The organism is uncultured Anaerobiospirillum sp. (genome assembly GCF_902485895.1).
Taxonomy (GTDB): domain Bacteria; phylum Pseudomonadota; class Gammaproteobacteria; order Enterobacterales; family Succinivibrionaceae; genus Anaerobiospirillum; species Anaerobiospirillum succiniciproducens.
Window position 1 is genome coordinate 36,891 of record NZ_CABTML010000073.1, and the last position, 17,784, is coordinate 54,674.

The 17,784-nt window shown below is 42.6% G+C and carries 10 protein-coding genes, 2 tRNA genes and 1 pseudogene; 12 read left to right on the forward strand and 1 reads right to left on the reverse strand.

Annotation, left to right across the window (positions count from 1 at the left end; translation table 11 throughout):
• Positions 1-395: 395 nt before the first annotated feature.
• From RDO37_RS06250 to rpoH, 6 genes and pseudogenes are all read left to right on the forward strand, one after another.
• Complete coding sequence (locus tag RDO37_RS06250) at positions 396-1,130, forward strand: glycosyl hydrolase family 28-related protein (RefSeq protein ID WP_308498467.1); 735 nt, start codon at positions 396-398, stop codon at positions 1,128-1,130.
• 848 nt (positions 1,131-1,978) lie between these two features.
• Positions 1,979-3,568 (forward strand): cytochrome ubiquinol oxidase subunit I, encoded by a 1,590-nt coding sequence (locus RDO37_RS06255; protein ID WP_308498468.1) that lies wholly within the window; start codon positions 1,979-1,981, stop codon positions 3,566-3,568.
• Positions 3,569-3,582: 14 nt separating this feature from the next.
• Positions 3,583-4,728, forward strand: a complete 1,146-nt coding sequence (gene cydB, locus RDO37_RS06260; protein ID WP_308498469.1) for a cytochrome d ubiquinol oxidase subunit II — start codon at positions 3,583-3,585, stop codon at positions 4,726-4,728.
• 231 nt (positions 4,729-4,959) lie between these two features.
• Positions 4,960-6,873, forward strand: a complete 1,914-nt coding sequence (gene cydD, locus RDO37_RS06265; protein ID WP_308498470.1) for a thiol reductant ABC exporter subunit CydD — start codon at positions 4,960-4,962, stop codon at positions 6,871-6,873.
• Complete coding sequence (locus RDO37_RS06270) at positions 6,873-8,702, forward strand: ATP-binding cassette domain-containing protein (protein ID WP_308498471.1); 1,830 nt, start codon at positions 6,873-6,875, stop codon at positions 8,700-8,702. Before cydD ends, RDO37_RS06270 begins: the two co-directional genes overlap by 1 nt.
• A gap of 1,168 nt (positions 8,703-9,870) precedes the next feature.
• Positions 9,871-10,692, forward strand: a pseudogene (gene rpoH, locus RDO37_RS06275) (RNA polymerase sigma factor RpoH); the annotation flags it as partial.
• A gap of 605 nt (positions 10,693-11,297) precedes the next feature.
• Here the strand turns inward: rpoH and RDO37_RS06280 are convergent.
• Positions 11,298-12,518 (reverse strand): hypothetical protein, encoded by a 1,221-nt coding sequence (locus RDO37_RS06280; protein ID WP_281710221.1) that lies wholly within the window; start codon positions 12,516-12,518, stop codon positions 11,298-11,300.
• Between the two features lie 449 nt (positions 12,519-12,967).
• Between RDO37_RS06280 and RDO37_RS06285 the strand changes: the two genes are divergently transcribed.
• The 6 genes from RDO37_RS06285 (at position 12,968) to RDO37_RS06310 (ending at position 17,782) form a co-directional block, all read left to right on the forward strand.
• The gene (locus tag RDO37_RS06285; RefSeq protein WP_052339036.1) at positions 12,968-13,546 is read left to right on the forward strand and encodes a PTS sugar transporter subunit IIA; all 579 of its coding nucleotides are present in this window, start codon (positions 12,968-12,970) and stop codon (positions 13,544-13,546) included.
• 554 nt (positions 13,547-14,100) lie between these two features.
• Entirely contained in the window at positions 14,101-14,988 is an 888-nt protein-coding gene (gene rapZ, locus RDO37_RS06290) for an RNase adapter RapZ (protein ID WP_044122263.1), read from the forward strand.
• Positions 14,989-15,121: 133 nt separating this feature from the next.
• Positions 15,122-16,156 (forward strand): DNA (cytosine-5-)-methyltransferase, encoded by a 1,035-nt coding sequence (gene dcm / locus RDO37_RS06295; RefSeq protein ID WP_308498472.1) that lies wholly within the window; start codon positions 15,122-15,124, stop codon positions 16,154-16,156.
• Position 16,157: 1 nt separating this feature from the next.
• Positions 16,158-17,381 carry a type II restriction endonuclease gene (locus tag RDO37_RS06300; protein WP_308498473.1) on the forward strand — a complete coding sequence of 408 codons (1,224 nt, stop codon included), beginning with the start codon at positions 16,158-16,160 and terminating at the stop codon, positions 17,379-17,381.
• A gap of 224 nt (positions 17,382-17,605) precedes the next feature.
• Positions 17,606-17,681: transfer RNA gene (locus tag RDO37_RS06305), tRNA-Asn, on the forward strand.
• 28 nt (positions 17,682-17,709) lie between these two features.
• A tRNA-Asn gene (locus RDO37_RS06310) sits at positions 17,710-17,782 on the forward strand.
• Positions 17,783-17,784 lie beyond the last annotated feature (2 nt).

Genomic DNA, 17,784 nt, shown 5'->3' on the forward strand with positions numbered 1-17,784 from the left:
TACTTGTGCATGACTCTTAATCCCTAAGAGATGTTCATTGTACTTAATGTAACAAGATATGATCTTGTAATGTAAGAACTTTTAACATGCGTTGATGGCACATTTGTCTGCTTTAGCAAGCTGCAAAATCTCATCATTTTATCTGTTTTGTAAGCTGCATTCTATATTCATTTGTCACAAGTTGAATGCTGCACGATAGATGAGAGCGATTACCCAATTATAATTACAATCTTAATATAGATTGTGAGATACAACACATGCGTATGGCTTTTTATCCAATGGATATTCGCTTGTAAGGTAAATTGCTTAATCATATGAGATTTGGGTATCGATTGCCTTTGTTCTGCATAGTTATCGCTACTCGTGGATTGTCTTTGGTGTGATTAGGTAGCGCTATGATCTTTGATAAGCTAAATATTTTTGCAAACTCAGATTACAAGCATAAAGCCGGTCGTGGCTGTATCGGTACTTTCGACGACAGATGTTCAAGACAGTGGACCCCGCTTGATTATAGTGGCAAGGCAGATGGTAAGACCGATAATACTCAAGCATTGCAAAAGACCATTGATACTTGCTCACAAAAAGGCGGTACCGTCTTTTTAGGTGCAGGTGTTTGGTTGACTGGGCCTTTAAAGATCCCAGCTAATGTGCGTATTCGTTTGGAAAGAGGTGCGATCTTAAAGGCAGATATGCAAGCCTGCGCTAGAGCTATGAATGATGTGTTGGCATCAGATGAGGGCAAGCTCAACGTTAATAGCTCCTTTATTTTGGTAAATGGCGTTAATAACGTGCACTTTGAGGGCAATGGAGTGATTGATGGCAGCTTTATGAACTTAAGTTCTAAAGAGGCTAAAGAGTTAGCTCGTGCAGTATTAAACGACGATCTCAAGGCTTTTGAGGGACTGAGCCTTTCTTCTTCAGATAGTGCGCCTTTTGAGAATCTTATTTGCCTGAATAATGTTACAAATGCTTCAGTAAAGGGACTTACGATTATTACTGCCTCTAAAAATGGCTTAGTAATGGAAGGTTCACACAAGATCCTGCTTGAGGATATCCGCACGGCGAAGACTGTTACTGATGATGACAATAAAGTCTTATCCATTAACTGTGCTACAGCAGCCGATGCTTAGGGCCGAGAGATAGATAACTCTACTAGCAGCGTGCTGTATTAAAGTCATTAAGTTAATCGCTGCTAGTCTCTTTTATCTCATATCAGCAAAGCTAGATTGATTAAAAGATGTGTCCTTAAGGACGTGATCTTTTGTGATCAATCTTCTGCAGGTTTGGATCCGTAATGCCGCTAAAGTGGCTAATACATTTGCAAATGCCAGTTAAAGAACATGACTCATTGATTAGATCTTTGGTAGTTGAGCCATAGGAAGGTGGGGGAGGTCTGCAAAAGCTGCAATCTTTTGCAAATGGTGTGTAAATGGTGTTTGTAAGCGATCTGTTGGGTGAGCTTGTAGATGGGGAAAGGCTCTTGTGTAAGGATGGTAATTTAGGGTTTTTTGGGTTAAATAATGCTCAACTTTGAGAAGAAGTGCTCAATTTTTGCAAAAAAGTGTCAATTTGTTAAATATCTTTATTAAATCTTAGTCTTAGACAGAATGGGCGATCGTGACATTTTTGCATAAAGTTTTGCATCAAAATAATGCAAACGATAAAGTGATAAGTTTTTGCGAAAAGACGGGCGTTGTTTTTACAAACTTGCTTACGAATATGCGCATAAACAAGATAAATAAGGGCTTTAGCCATAGTTTTTGACATCTATGTCCTTATATGACACTGATCGCAATGTTCACACAAGATAAGAAAGTTAGTGACATGAATAGCATATAATGCGGCCTCAACTTAACAAGTAAGGAACGCAAGTTTACTATTTGTTCTAGATACGCCTTGAGCATTTATGCCCTTTTAGCACACTTGCTGAGTATTAGACGTATCGGTAATCCTGCGGGTACTTTCATAGGGGTCTTCCATGGTCAACGAACTAATGGTGGAATTATCACGTTGGCAATTCGCTGCCACGTCTTTATACCACTTTCTCTTCGTTCCGCTTACATTAGGCATTTCATGGCTGGTCTTCGTAATGGAGCTGGTCTATGTTGCAACAGGACGTGTCATTTACCGCGATATGGCAAAGTTCTGGGGTAAGCTGTTCGCTATTAACTTCGCGATTGGTGTAGCTACCGGTATTACTCTTGAGTTTGAGTTCGGTACTAACTGGTCTAACTACTCTCACTATGTAGGTGACATCTTCGGTGCTCCATTAGCTATTGAAGGCTTAATGGCATTCTTCTTAGAGTCCACCTTCATCGGTCTGATGTTTACTGGTTGGAACCGCTTCTCTAAGAAGACTCACCTGGTCATCACCTTCTTAACTGCACTGGGCTCTAACTTATCAGCCATGTGGATTCTTATCGCTAACGGCTGGATGCAGTACCCAGAGTTCTCAGAGTTCTCTCCAGAGAGAATGCGTATGGAAATGACCGACTTCTGGGGTCTCATCTTCTCAGAGGTTGCACAGGTCAAGTTCTTACACACCGTAGTAGCTGGTTACACCACTGCTTCATTCTTCGTAATCGGTGTAAGTGCATTCTTAATGCTGAAGGGCAAGAACTTCCAGTTCGCCAAGCGTTCTATGACCATTGGTCTCGTATTTGGTTTCTGCGCTATGGGTGCATCAGGTTTAACTGGTGACTTATCCGCTTTAGCTGTAACCAAGCATCAGCCATCCAAGCTTGCTGCTATGGAAGCTGAGTTTGAGACCCAGACTCCACCTGCTGCATGGTCAGTATTTGCTATTCCTAACCAGGATAAGATGGAAAATGTTGTTTCTATCAAGATCCCTGCTCTGTTAGGTCTGATTGCTACTCACTCTTTTGATACAGAGGTTAAGGGTTTACGTCAAATCGTTGCTGAGAACGAGGAGCGTATCCGCAGTGGCCTTATCGCTAACCGCACTTTAACCAAGATGCGTGCTGGCGAAGCAACTGAAGAGAACATGGCCTTATTTAAGGCTCATCAGCGTGACTTAGGTTTCGGCTTACTCTTAGTTGAGCATGCTGCTGATCCTCTCAACCCAACTGAGGATGAGATTAAGCTTGCAGCCCACAACTCCGTACCTCCAGTATGGATTAACTACTATGCCTTCCGTATCATGATTGGCCTGGTTGGTCTGTTAGGTCTGGTTGCTGCAGTTGCTGCATACTTACTGTTATACAAGAACGATCTGCATAACCGTCCACGTATGCTCAAGATCCTCATCGCTTGTATCCCTCTGCCATTCATCTGCTGTGAGGCAGGCTGGATTGTGGCTGAGGTAGGTCGCCAGCCATGGGCTATTAATGAGATTCTGCCAACTTATCTGGCAACCTCAAGCCTTTCACCTCTTGACGTAGGCTTATCATTACTGTTCTTCATCGGTATCTACACTGCCCTCTTAATCATCGAAATGAAGTTGATGGTTAAGGCTATTAAGCAAGGTCCTGAGATCACTGATGAGAAGGAACTGGCCCCAAAGGCCGATGAGCCAACTTCATCAACTGAGCCAAACACCGCTGTTTAATGGAGGAGTAAGAGATGATTTTTGATTACGATACCCTCCAGGTCTTATGGTGGATTTTAGTAGGTGTACTGTTAATCGGCTTTGCGCTGACTAACGGTATGGATATGGCAGTTTCTGCACTGCTGTTCAAGGTTACCAAGAACTCAAAAGAGCGTGGCGCTATTATCAGCACTATCTCTCCACACTGGGACGGTAACCAGGTTTGGTTAATCACTGCTGGTGGTGCTGTATTCGCAGCTTGGCCAGAAGTTTACGCTGCATCTTTCTCAGGCCTGTACTGGGGTATGCTGTTAGTCTTAGCTGCCATTTGGTTACGTCCACTGGCATTTGACTACCGTAACCACAACCAGGACGAGACTTGGCTTAAGCGTTGGGACATTGCTTTAACTGTAGGTTCTTTCTTACCAATCTTACTGTTCGGCGTAGTATTCGGTAACCTTTTACAGGGCTTACCATTCTGGGCTGACGAGAATGTCCGCTGGCACTATGACGGTGTATTCTTAACTGCATTACTCCCACTGCTCGATCCATTCTCAATCCTCTGTGGTTTAATTAGCGTAACCATGCTTCTGACCCAGGGCTGCTTATGGATTCAGTTACGTACTGTTGATGAGATTAGCACCCGTGTTCGTGGCTTAACTTTCAAGCTCGCATTCTTAACCTTAATCCTTTACATCATTGCTGGCATCTGGGCTTACACCTTTGATGGCTACAGACTCGTTTCTTTAGCTCCAGAAGGTTCATTCCACATGATCACTGGCAAGACTGTTGAGGTTGTTGAGAACGGTCTGTTTGAAAACTATAAGAACTCATATGGCATCCTGTTAATCATCCCTATTGCAGCTATGTTCTGCATGTTAAAGGCTGGTTTATTAGGTGCTAAGGGTGAGGCTGGCAAGGGCATCATCTACAACTCACTGGCTATCGCTTGCGTGATCTGCACAGCTGCTGTTGCAATGTTCCCATTCGTGCTCCCATCAAGCATGGATCCAAACTCATCACTGACCATTTGGGATGCTTCTTCTTCTCACTTCACTTTACAGTGCATGCTGTATGTAACTATCATCTTTGTTCCTATCTCCCTGGCCTACACTTTCTGGGCTTACAAGAGAATGTGGAACAAGGTATCTGAAGAAGACGGCAATACCGGTCACTACTAATAGACTAAAAGCGCTACCCCTTACTCTTAGTCTGGAGAGCTTTAAATAGCTCTCCACTCAGGGGAGTAAAATCCCCTGTACCTTGCTTGCATCAAGCTGCATCGTAAGGTGCAGCTTTGTAAGAGGTAACGGTTAAGGGTACAAAAGTTTTAGGAGTAACAATGCTTTATCTTGCATGGATAATTGGATTACTCGGCGTTTGTGGTTTATGCCTCGCCGTAAGTTATTTATTTGATCTTTGGGACTGGTTCTAAAATCGATACTTCAGTTCAAACAAACGATGCTCCAGCGCAGTTAAAAAGCTGGGGCCGTCGCGCCAAAGGTACCTTGCATCTGCTGATGTTCCTAGCATTCACAGATGCAATTTTTTTGTGCGCTTTCTACGGAATCATCTGTCTTGCTTTTGCCGACTTTGTCGTTAAGCAAGATACCGCTTCTTTACACCTCGCCCCATACTGCCTCATCCCATTGGCAGGTCGCTTTGTTATGCGATTCTTCATTGCTAAGGCCATAGCTAAGGTCTCATACTTAGTTGAAGGTGCCGTACGTGAAGAGCTCATCGCTAAACTATTGCGTGTGGGTCCACTTTCCTTTGCGGTTAAGTCATCTTTGAGCACCATGTTTACTGATGCTCTAGACGACATCATGCCGTATTTCAGCTCATTCTTAGTGACCTTGCGTTATGCTATGGTCATTCCTGTAGTCTGTCTTATCGCTGTAGCCTTAGTTTCTCCAGGTTCTGCCCTGATTCTCTTTTTAATGGCTCCAATGATTCCTGTCTTTATGATCTTAATTGGCAAGGGTGCCGAAAGATTAAATCGTAGACAGTGGAAGCAGATTACTCGCCTTTCAGTACGCTTTGCTGAGGCTTTAGATAAGCTGTCATTATTAAAGCTCTTTAACATCGAGCGTCAGGAAATCACCAAGATTGCACGACTTACCAAACGCTGGCGTGTCGAGACTATGCAGGTTTTACGTATTGCGTTCTTATCTGCTTTAGTACTCGAGTTCTTTGCCACCTGCGGTATTGCAATCTGTGCTGTGACTTTAGGCTTTGCTGTGTATCAGCATGGATTTGATTACACCAGAGCGCTCTTTGTACTGTTGCTTGCCCCTGAATTCTTCTTGCCATTGCGCCAGTTAGGTGCCACCTATCATGCCAAGATGCGTGCTTTAGGTGCTATGTCAGGACTTATGGATTTACTCTCTGAACGCAATATCTTCCCAGATCCAAAGCTGCGTTCTGGTGCTGAACTTAATTGTTTAGCTGCTCAAAGAGAGGAAAATGAATCTTGTGAGGCTAACGACAATCAGCTCTCATCACTTAATGCTAATGTGCCCAATGAGGCAGCTTTGGCAGAAGGCGATAATAGCGATACATCGTGGCTCAAGGCCCCATTTGTTATTGAATTTGCTAAGGTGGATGCAACCTATCCAAACGGTAGAGTAGGTTTAAAAAACTTCTCTAGCATGTTTGAGCCAGGTGTTATCACAGCCTTGGTAGGACCTTCGGGTGCCGGTAAATCTACCGTACTGCAGACAGTAGCTGGCTTTACTGATGTTTCTGCCGGTGTGTTAAAGGTAAACGGTCATGAGTGCGATCGTGAAGATCTCATTAAGTTCATGTCATGTATTACCTACATTCCTCAGCTGCCAAATCTACTCTTTGGAACCCTGCGCGATAATCTACGCTTAGGTGCTAAAGACGCGACTGACGAGGATTTACTAGCAGCTTTAACCTCAGTTGGTGCTGATCATTTGCTCAAGCGTTTTGCTGATGGTTTAGATCATCATGTGGGTGATCAAAACCGTGGTATTTCAGGCGGTGAGACTCGTTTGATTGCGCTTGCTCGCGCTATGTTACGTGATTCACCAGTGCTGCTTCTTGATGAGCCTACTGCATCGCTTGATCGTGATAGCGAAAACCGCTTCTTACAGGCGCTGCGTGTGCTCGGTCAGGATAAGACTGTGATTGTGGTTGCCCATCGACAGGAGCTTATTGACTTTTCTGACAAGGTCATTGAGGTAGTCCCTCAAAGTACCGTTGACAAGGAAAGTGATTTGCACGAGGCAGATGTTGAGCGTGAGGCTTCAGCCGCATCGGTTGTGGTCGCTGCAGATAAGGCCGAAGAGGAGTTGCTGTAATGGCAGAGTATCTGCGTTTTGTCGGTCTTATTAAGAAAGAGATGTATGGTGCTATTTTCGGCATCTTCATGTCTTTTATTGCCACGTTGTCATCCATTGGTTTGATGGCCTCTGCCACCTGGTTCTTAAGCGCCATGGCGGTGTACGGTTTTTATGACATCGTATTAAACATCTTTATTCCATCAGCTCTGATTCGTCTTTTGGCAGTAACGCGTACCTTATTGAGATATGGTGAGCGCTACTACACCCACGACGCTACATTCCGTCTTATTGCTTATTTAAGAGTATTCTTATTTGAGCGAGCATTAGATCTTAAGCTTGAAGATGCTCTCAAGCTCAAGAGCTCAGACATTCAGCGTCGTATGCAATCAGATGTGGAGCGTTTAGAACTTATCTACATCAAGCAGTTTGTACCTTTTGTCTGTGCCGTATTAATGGGCATGGTTGTAGGTGGATTCTTGCTGTATTTTTCAGCACTAATGGCATTTGTTGCTTTAGCTTTGATGATCCTTGCTGGCGTAATCATTCCAATTTTGATGACTATGCTTGCTCGTGAGCACTCCTTAAAGCAAGGCTCTATGGCTGTTCGTCTGAATGATGAGATGAGCGATTTCATTCGAGGCTTCTTCGATCTGATGCTGCTTGGTATGCATAAGCAAAGAGCTGAAAGCTTCCTTGCAACTGCAGACAAGCTTGCTTATGCTCGTTCCCGCATCATCTTCTTAGATCAGCTTGCTCAAGTGTTCTTGATGACTTTATCTGAGATCACTTTGTTCTTGCTGCTCGTCATGTCTGTGCCATTAGTGATTGCAGGTCAGATGAGTCCATCTATGATGATGATGCTATCTGTAGGCACCATGGCTTCATATGAAGTTTTAGTACCCCTTAGCGGTGCGTTCTTAAATCTTCCATATGTACGTCATGCTGCAGGGCGTGTCAGCACCTTGCTTAAGATTACTGATGAGAATGCCGATCTCAATCCGCGTTCTGTTAGTGAAGTGGATCGAGATGAAGAAGAGTACAGCTCTTTGGCAGCTCAAGCTGCATCTGGTGGCAAGCTTTCAAAGTTTAGTAGCTTTGATATAAGCAAAGCTGATAGCACTGCATCTAATAGTGAAAGCAGTGCAAGCGCAGCTAATGCAGAGCTTGATGTGCATACTGTTGAGTTCAAGGATGTGTCCTTTAGCTATCAGATTGCCCAAGATCAGTCTTTAACTGTGCTTAATCGAGCCTCACTGTCTTTTAGAACTGATCGCAACTATGTGATCAAGGCTCCATCAGGACGCGGTAAGTCCACCATGGTTATGCTTATGACCGGACTTTTGTATCCACAAGATGGTGAGTTGTTCTTAGACGGTAAAGCCTATTCAGACTTAAAGTCACGTGATATCAGAGCTTCTTTCTCTGTAGCATTGCAGGACATTACCCTGTTCTCAGGTACTGTGTTTGAGACGTTTAAGCAGATCAAACCAAAGATCACTCGTGATGAGGTTATGAGTGCTCTTGCAATTGTAGAGCTTACAGATCTGATTGCTCAGTTGCCTGCAGGACTCGATGAGTGGCTTGGCTCAACTGGTCTTACTATTTCAGGTGGTCAGGCCCGTCGACTGTGTCTTGCTCGAGCTTTAGTTGCCGCAAACGCTGTCCCGGTTGGCGGTGCTGCTGTGGATAACAGCAAGTTTATCGTGCTTGATGAGCCTGGTGAGGGTCTTGATGAGGTTCAGGAACTGCGTATTATTGAGCGCATTCAGAACTTAAGAAAAGGCATCATCATTATTACTCATAAGCAGGCTGGTTGCCGTCTTGCGGACGAAACTATCAATCTTTAGTTTCGCAATGATAACTTGCAGCCTATAGCTTGCACTATGTTGACTGCACTCTGTAGGCAGTTGCCAAGCCTTTATAAAGCTTAGTATTATTAATTAATTGGCCGTTGGTGCATTAGCATTGACGGCCTTTTTCGTTTTTTATCTTGCAATCTTAGCTATGCAAGCCGTGTCTTGTACTGTGTGCTATCATTACACGGTTGTATTAATGAGCTGTGTGAGAATGTCTAAGTCAGATTCATCATCACAACGCCATTACAGTGGGAATACCACAGAAAATGGCGCTATGCCTTTAGGTAAATATAATGAGGTAAGTGGCCTTAAGAGTAAGGACGCCGCGCTTGTGAATGCCCCAAATTTAACCTCACATGATTTAAGCCCTACTCCAGAGAGTAGTTCTGACAATGCATTTGCACACGCTAAGTCAGTCAATCCCCACGATGATGGCTTTGTCGAGGCTGTTGCTCATGATCCTGAGGATAGTTCATTTACAAGTTATGTTCATGCTAAGCCTCTGCATCAGCAGGACAGTAAGCTCATTAAAGATGTTGAGCCAGAATATATCGATGCAGATGTCATTGAGGATGATGAGTTAGCTAAACTTGAAGAGCACTTCAAATCAAGCTTTGAAAATGAGTTTACAGATGCTGAGGCAATTGAGCCTCAAGAGGCAAGTGTAACTCAAGTAGGAGCTGTGGAGTCTCAAAGCCATGACAAGATAGCAGGATCATCTCATGCTGTTGCTATTGCCTCATCTAAATCAACGGCTCTAGTAAAGCATCAGTCAACTGATCTAGTTAATCAACCACTAGCGGTAGCTAGCAAAGCTTCTAGTGAGCTTGATGATGGCGAACACAAGCATGATAGCTTTGATGTTTTTAATAAGGTCAAAGAACTTACTCATGAGCATGATGGCTATGATCTTGATGATAGCGATCATGAAGAGGAACTCGATTTAGAGTCTAGCAGTTACGGTAACTTTGAGGATGAAGACGACTCAGAGGCCGAACACGATGATTTTGCATCTAATGAAAGCGGTATGCATGTCTTTGAGCATGATGGCCAAGACTCTTTAGATGATGACGGCGATGGTGAGCAAGATTATTCATCGACTACTACAAATCTTCCTGTAACTCATGGTGATGGGCATAAGAAGCCATCCACAGCTTTAGTGAAAGCCTCTTCAACTGCAGGTATTGGTGCTTTTATCAAAGCTGCCAATATGGTGCCGATGCTTAGTGAGGAAGAGGAAGAAGAATTAGCACGTCGTTTTAGAGAGGATGGTGATTTATCCGCTGCACGTCGCTTAGTAGAGTCACACTTGCGCTTAGTAATCAAAGAGGCACGCGGTTTTGCCGGATATGGCTTACCGCTGTCTGATTTGATTCAAGAGGGCAATATTGGACTTATGAAAGCGGTTAAACGTTTTGAGCCAGAAAAGGGCGCAAGACTTTCAACCTTCTCAAGAACCTATATTCTCTCAGAGATCTACGAATACATCATTTGCAATTGGCGTATGGTGAAAGTGGCCACGACCAAGGCGCAGCGTAAGATCTTATTCAACCTCAACAAGTTTAAAAATGAATTACGTCGCTTTACCGCAAGTGAGCGTAATGATGTTGCTGCAAGTTTAGGTGTATCTGCTAGTGACGTAGCAGAAATGGAAAAGCGTCTTTCAGGATCGGATATTGGTTTTGATCTTGATGAGGCAGACAGCTCAGAAAAGGGTGTCGCCGTAGCTATGTCTCCTTCAGCCTATCTTGAAGACGATACCTCTGATTTTGCTAAAACTTACGAGCAGAGCAATTACGCTGCTTGGGAGATGAAGAAGCTGCGCGAGGCCCTTGACTCGCTTGATGATCGTTCACGTTATATCATTAAGCGCCGTTGGCTTGATGAACAAAAGGCTACGCTGCAAGAGCTGTCTAACGAATTTAATATCTCCATTGAGCGAGTGCGACAAGTGGAGTCTAATGCCATGGCCAAAGTTAAGGCCATCTTGCTCAATGAAGGTGTACAGTCAGATGAGCATTCAGATACTCCGGCCCTTGCTGATAAAAGCAGCAAACGTAAGGGCAAAAAAGCTGTATCCGTACGTCGTAATCAGACTGAGCGTTCAGCATCGACTCAGCTTAAACGTCATGCCATAGCAGGTAGTGGTGTTAAGGCCTTACCGAACAAAAAGTCAGTACGCTCTCAAAAGGGTGAGGAGCTTGCATCTAAGATCGCAGCATCGTCAGAGCCGTTAAAGAAGAGACGTGGACGCAAAAAGGCTTCTACTAGCGCATCTGAAGCGGTTCGTTCTACCTCAACTGCACTAGTAACAAATGAGAGCACAGCCTTGCTGCCTGCTCCTAAATCTAGCTAACGTGGTGAATAGGGCACTCAAAGTGAGCATGATGCTCAGGGCAATCCTTACCCAATCCCATCGATGCGTCTTGTGAAATAATTGCTCTTGATTCGTAGCTATCTAATGCTTGGATATGACTAATGGACAAGAGCTAGGGGGCGCACTAAAGAAGTTTTAGATGGAGTGGGACAAAAAATACGCCCAAAGTGCGCCCAAAGCGCACCGTGTAAGGTGCGCAGACAATGCATTTAGGCTAATTCAAGGCGGGAGCCAAAGCGCAGATCGAAGTCGTTGCTGAGCTTAAACATGCCGTTTAACAGCTCAGTTCTAATTGCTGTGCAAACAAATTCTTTTTCGCTCACAGCGAACATTACTGTTAATGCCTTAAAGTCGTGTGCAATAGTCTCTGCTTTACAGAGCATGGCATTAAGGCATTCTGGGCGTCTAAACTCTTTTTCTATTGGATGCAGACCTTGATCATTAGTAGAGATAGCTACTGGCAGAACATTTAAGTCGCAGTCTGCAAAAGTAAGTGCACCATTTGGTCCTGTAATGAGCATGAACTGAGCTTTGCCATTGAAGCATACTACCTGCACCATGCGGTGAGCTTTATTGCTAAAGATTGGATTGTCAAAGACTACAAAGTCAGGACTTACTTTAGCTACAGGATGGAGTTTGTCGACAATATTCTCTCCCAAAGCATTGGCCTGAATAGCGTCGAGAACACGCACGTTGTCTTGGATCTTAAGATCTTCCTTGTTGCCAGCTGAAATAACAGTGCCTTGCATGCCATTGCAGATCATAGAGATCGAAGTAGGCAGATCTTTTAATGCCTTTAAAAGCTCATCAGTGTCCTTACAAATGGCCTTAACATTGATAACTTCATCTTTGTTGAAGCCATACTTGTTAATTAAGGTTTCAGGCATGGTCTTAGCGTCAAGCAGAGGAATAGCCTCATTGATCATGTCTGCGCCAAAAGCCTTAATGGAGAAGAACTTTTCAGTAAGAGTTGCTGGCACTGCACACAGATCAAGCTCTAAGTTAAATTTCTCTTTGTACAGTAATTCGTAAATGTAGGCTCGTTCTGATACTAAAAAGTCAGTCTGATCTTGGTTGTAGCGATCAACAATGTTTTTGCCAAACTCATATGAGCGGTAACGACCAGGGCAGCCTGAGGCAATATAATGCACAAGCGGATTGTAGTCGCTCAGGTTGTGATAATCGCTATAACGATTGCCATCAAACAGCGGGCTAGGCAGCTTGCCTTCTTTATAGCCGTAGTTAGCGTAGTGGAATGCTGCATCTGGGCAGCCATCATCGTGGTACTCAATGCCAGGGTACTGTCTTTCGTACCACTGAGCATCAAAGTAAGGGCTTGTGCGTACAAAAGAAGCAAGCTCGTGTGGAGCATAGCCATTAGTTACAAGCCTCTGAAAGTCGATACAAGTAGGCTTTGCATTGGTAACCATGAGAATACCTCAGTTAATAAGGAATCGTTAAGATAGAACTAGCCATCATTTAATTAAGCGACACACTTAGCTAAAGCCTTGCTATGCCGTGTGAAGCATTGTTTTGCTAATAGTTAAAACTAACATTTAGCTTACTAATCTCTACTCTACAGTAAAATACGTAGATACAACTTATGAACGGCTCACAAAAACTTAATGGTGCAGACAAATAAGTTGAAGCATTACAAAGATTAGAGCAGTGTTTGCTGTGTAAGCTTAAGAGAAGGCTAATGCTTGCTAGATCCTGATCAGATCGCTTAAGTAGCGCTTATAATACAGCAAGTTCTTAATAAGTACTGCACACCCGCGACGTTTTAGCCTAAAAATAAGATGTACGTCGCTACCCATAGCACAAGTAAGCTTTAAGCTTGTATAGCTTAGTTGCTTAAGTTTGTTAAAGAGAGCATTTCATGGCACAGTTTAAGATTCTACCTAATACTTACATCCTGTCGCCTCTAACATGCTTTAGTAAAAAGCGTTTGTTTGAGGAGATTTGCGCTGTTGCCTCAGAAGTATCTGGACTTGATAAGTTAGATCTGCTCCTAGCGCTAAATGAGCGCGAGTCTTGTGGCTCAACTGTGTGTGCTAAGGGTATTGGACTTCCTCATGCGCTTATTCATGGCCTTGATAAAAGCATTTGTATTTTGTGCATTTTACAAGATGAAGTGGCTTATAACAGTGTCGATACTGACTATCACGGCGTTGATATGGCTATGGCTTTCTTCATTTCCTCTGAAGATCAGTACGAAGATGTTGCACAGATGCTGCGTCTAGTAAGCTCGAATCTAAATAACACTGAGCTAGCCAACTCCTTTAGACGCATTCGACAAGATAACAATAAGCTCTTGATGCTTTTGCAAAAACTCGACTCACTACTCTCCTTAGAGGCAAAACCAACGATCGCCGCTACAGAGCAAAGCGCAACAGCAACTAACACCATTATGCAGTTCATTAGTGATGCTATACCTGATAGCCTCAAAAGCTCCTAGTTCTTAAGTTCTATGAGATCTTAAAAGCTCCTAGTTCTTAAGTTCTATGAGATCTTAAAAGCTCTTAGTTATGAAGCTCCATGAGGTTCTTTAAAGATCATGGCTCTGAAATTGTGCAAGATCTTTTAAAGAACATGGTTCTGAATTTGTCTGAGATCTTAAACGATCATGGGTATTAGGTTATCTGAGATCTTCAAAGATCATGGGCACTATGTATAAGTTTAGAAAACTTATGGCGATCTTAAGATCTTAGATGAAATGAGCTAGTTAGATTTAGAAATTTTGTTGAGGATCATGGCCACAACAGAGCATCTAAATTTCTCTTTGTTAAGATTTTATATAATGAGCATAATTAAGTAGTACACTTGCAAGAGACATTAAGCTTGAGATCACTTGTGCAATACTACTTAGCATATGTGATGGCCAGTGTTTTTAAGATAAAAGACCTTAGTGACTAAACTTAGGTCATTGAAAGTGTGGTAAAGATCGCAGCGTTGGCTAGGTCATAAAATACTAAACTTGCCTATAGCAACATGTTTTCACGAGGTCTGAAAATGGGCGATGCATCAGTTCAGTTGGTAATCATCTCAGGTCGTTCAGGATCAGGTAAGACCGTAGCTTTGCGTGCTCTTGAGGATCTAGGCTATTACTGCATTGATAATTTGCCTGTAATGTTCTTAAAAGAGCTTACTGAGATAGCTCCGCAGCGTTATCCTCGTTTAGCTGTTTCTATTGATATCCGTAATATCCCTGAGGATGACTCCTACCTTGAGTCTATCTTCAATAATATCAAGTCAGATGCTTCCATTCACTCTACTCTGATCTTCTGTGATGCTGATGATCAGGTGTTAGTAAAACGTTATTCAGAGACAAGACGCCTTCATCCATTATCCAAAAACAATCTCTCACTTGAAGAGGCGATCTTACTTGAGCGTACTAAGCTTGCAGGAATCTCAGGTTTTGCTGATCTACGTATTGATACCTCTGAGCTATCTGTTCATAGCCTCTCTAATGAGATCGTCACAGCTATTATTGGCACTCCAGAAAAGCGCTTGGTAATGGTATTTGAGTCTTTTGGCTTTAAGAATGGTATTGCCAAGGATGCAGACTTTGTATTCGATGCTCGTTTCTTACCAAATCCATTCTGGGAAAAGGAGCTGCGCTCCTTTACTGGCCTAGATCAGCCTGTTAAAGATTTCTTTGCACGTTATCCTGAAGTTGATGCTTACGTAGATCAGATCGATAACTTGCTAAGCTCATGGCTGCATGCAATTGAGTCAAGTAATCGCAGCTATCTTACAGTGTCTGTAGGTTGTACTGGCGGCTGCCATCGCTCCGTGTATATTGCACAGAAGCTTGCTGATCTGTACCACTCTCGCGGTCTTAATGTGCAGGTTCGTCACCGCTCATTAAACATCAATTCGCGCCTGTCAAACTCTTAAACAGTTTCGCATCTTATCTTATGTAAGCTATATAATTTTATTAAACCATCTTAGAGCTTATTTTTAATATTACATCTACGGTTTGTTGATTTGTTTGCTAATGACTCATTTTTATTGAGTCATCGAGGTTTTCATGTCTGATTTTACTTTCATTGATTTGTTTGCAGGAATAGGCGGAATTCGTCTTGGATTTGAGTCCATCGGCGGCTACTGCGTATTTACAAGTGAGTGGAATAAATGGTCAGAGAAGACTTACAAAGCTAACTTTGGTGATCGTGAGATGTTTGTCGGCGATATTACCCAGATGCATGAGGATGATGTGCCTGATCATGATGTGCTCTTGGCCGGCTTCCCTTGTCAACCGTTTTCTATCGCTGGTGTTTCGAAGAATAATTCTTTAGGCAGAGACCATGGTTTTTCCCATGCAACCCAAGGAACTTTGTTCTTCGATGTTGCAAGAATTATTGCAGCTAAGCGTCCAAAAGCGTTCTTGTTAGAGAATGTTAAAAACCTTGTATCGCATGATAAAGGTAGAACATTTAAGGTCATTAAAGAAACATTAGAACAAGAGCTCGGTTATCAAGTGTTCTATAAGGTCATTGATGGCATTCATTGGGTTCCACAGCACAGAGAACGTATCATTATTGTAGGTTTTAGAGAGGAAACAGACTTCTCTTGGGATAAATTAAAGGTACCAAGCTTTAAGCAAGCTCTAAGCAATATCCTTCACCCAGAAGACGGAACTGAAAAGGGGGATGGTATCTATACACAAGAGGGGAGTGGAGCAGTTCTTCCTAAATACACTCTTTCAGATGGGTTATGGAGCTATCTGCAAGACTATGCTGCAAAGCACAAAGCCAAGGGAAATGGTTTTGGCTATGGCTTAGTAACACCCGATATGACTTCAAGAACTCTATCAGCCCGTTATTATAAAGATGGATCTGAGATTCTAATTAGTAGAGGAGCAGGTAACAATCCCCGTAGGCTGACTCCAAGAGAGTGCGCTAGGCTTATGGGATTTCCTGATAGCTTTAAGATTGTTGTTTCTGATACGCAAGCTTACAAGCAGTTTGGAAATTCTGTTGTTGTTCCTGTAATTAGCGCTGTCGCCAAGATTATGGAACCATATATTGCAGAAGAGCCTATTCTAGTTCCACAGGCGCTTTAAAATGAACAAGTTTGATCTTTCAACATATTTTGTTGGGGCTGGGGGTAAGATTCTAAGTCGCGTTGAGGTAGAGGAAAATCTCAGCAATCAGCATGAGTTTAATGGCGTTTCATCATTGAAGCACCTTTTGGGAGAACAAAGAACAACATTTTCTTCTGTCTTCCTCTATATGAGTGATGACTCTTTTAGCGAACCTATTATTAGGGATACAGGCACGTTAACATGGTATGACGCTAGAGAAGCTCATCCTACTCGATCAGAGTTTAGATTGTATTTCTCATCGAATAAGGTAATGGATGAGGCTTGTGCTGGAGACTATCTCGTTATTGCCTTAAGAACTGATGGAACTCTGGTGACGATTCTAACTCCATCAGAATCAGACATTTGTTCATACATTAGTACATTGTTTGATCTTAAGATTGACAATAAATTCAGCATTTCAAGCCATAAGTACAATAAGATTTTAACTTACTCAAAGAAGCTAATATTAGATGCATTGGGTATTGAGGTTTATAACAATGAATCCAAATACCTAACTGAGATGTTGAGAATATTTAATGGAGATTTTCCTTCAACAAAAGTATTTTCAGAATACGCAAGATCTACATTAAACGAGATTGATGGTAAAAGTAATGCCGACAGTGCGGTATTAAAGTGGATGGAGCGAGAAGAGGGCCTCTTTAGGACTCTTGAACGTTTTTTTGTAGATGACCGTATTAAAGATGGATTTAGTAGTACAGATGAGTTTCTGTCTTATGCACTTTCAATTCTAAATAGACGTAAAAGCAGAGTAGGTCACGCTTTAGAAAATCACCTTGAACAGATATTCATTTCTAGAGACTTAAAATACGTCAGAACATGTGTAACAGAGAACAAATCTAGACCTGACTTTCTTTTTCCTAGTGCTTCTGCATACCATGACCAAAACTTAGACGCAGAATTTCTTACTATGTTAGGCGTTAAAACTACTTGTAAAGATAGATGGAGACAGGTCATATCTGAAGCTGCAAGGATTAAATCTAAGCACTTACTTACTTTAGAAGAAGGTATTAGTGAAGGTCAGACAGATGAGATGATTAGTCATAATATACAACTAGTTGTGCCTGAGCCGTTGCATGATACATACACTGCTAAACAGCAGAAGTGGTTAATGACTTTAGAGCAGTTCATTGAGCTAGTTCAAGACAAGCAAGATCGTTTTATTGTGCTATATCCGCATTACTAGACCTTTTTGCTTTTTATACTTTGATAGTCTTTATACCGTCATAAGCCAAGTCTTAACGTAAGATCTTGCCTTGGCAAAAGCCTATATATATCAACTTTATGCGCTGAAGTGCATCCTTTTGTTAAACTTTTTTAATATGGGTGTTGACAGCTAGGGCTTTGCTTTGTAAAATGTGCATCGCTTTGATACACCACGGTGTTTTAAAGCAGTTTTGTTTGATGAGTTCCTCCTTAGTTCAGTCGGTAGAACGGCGGACTGTTAATCCGTATGTCGCTGGTTCAAGTCCAGTAGGAGGAGCCACAAACAAAAGACAATCTGTTTTTGGAGTTCCTCCTTAGTTCAGTCGGTAGAACGGCGGACTGTTAATCCGTATGTCGCTGGTTCAAGTCCAGTAGGAGGAGCC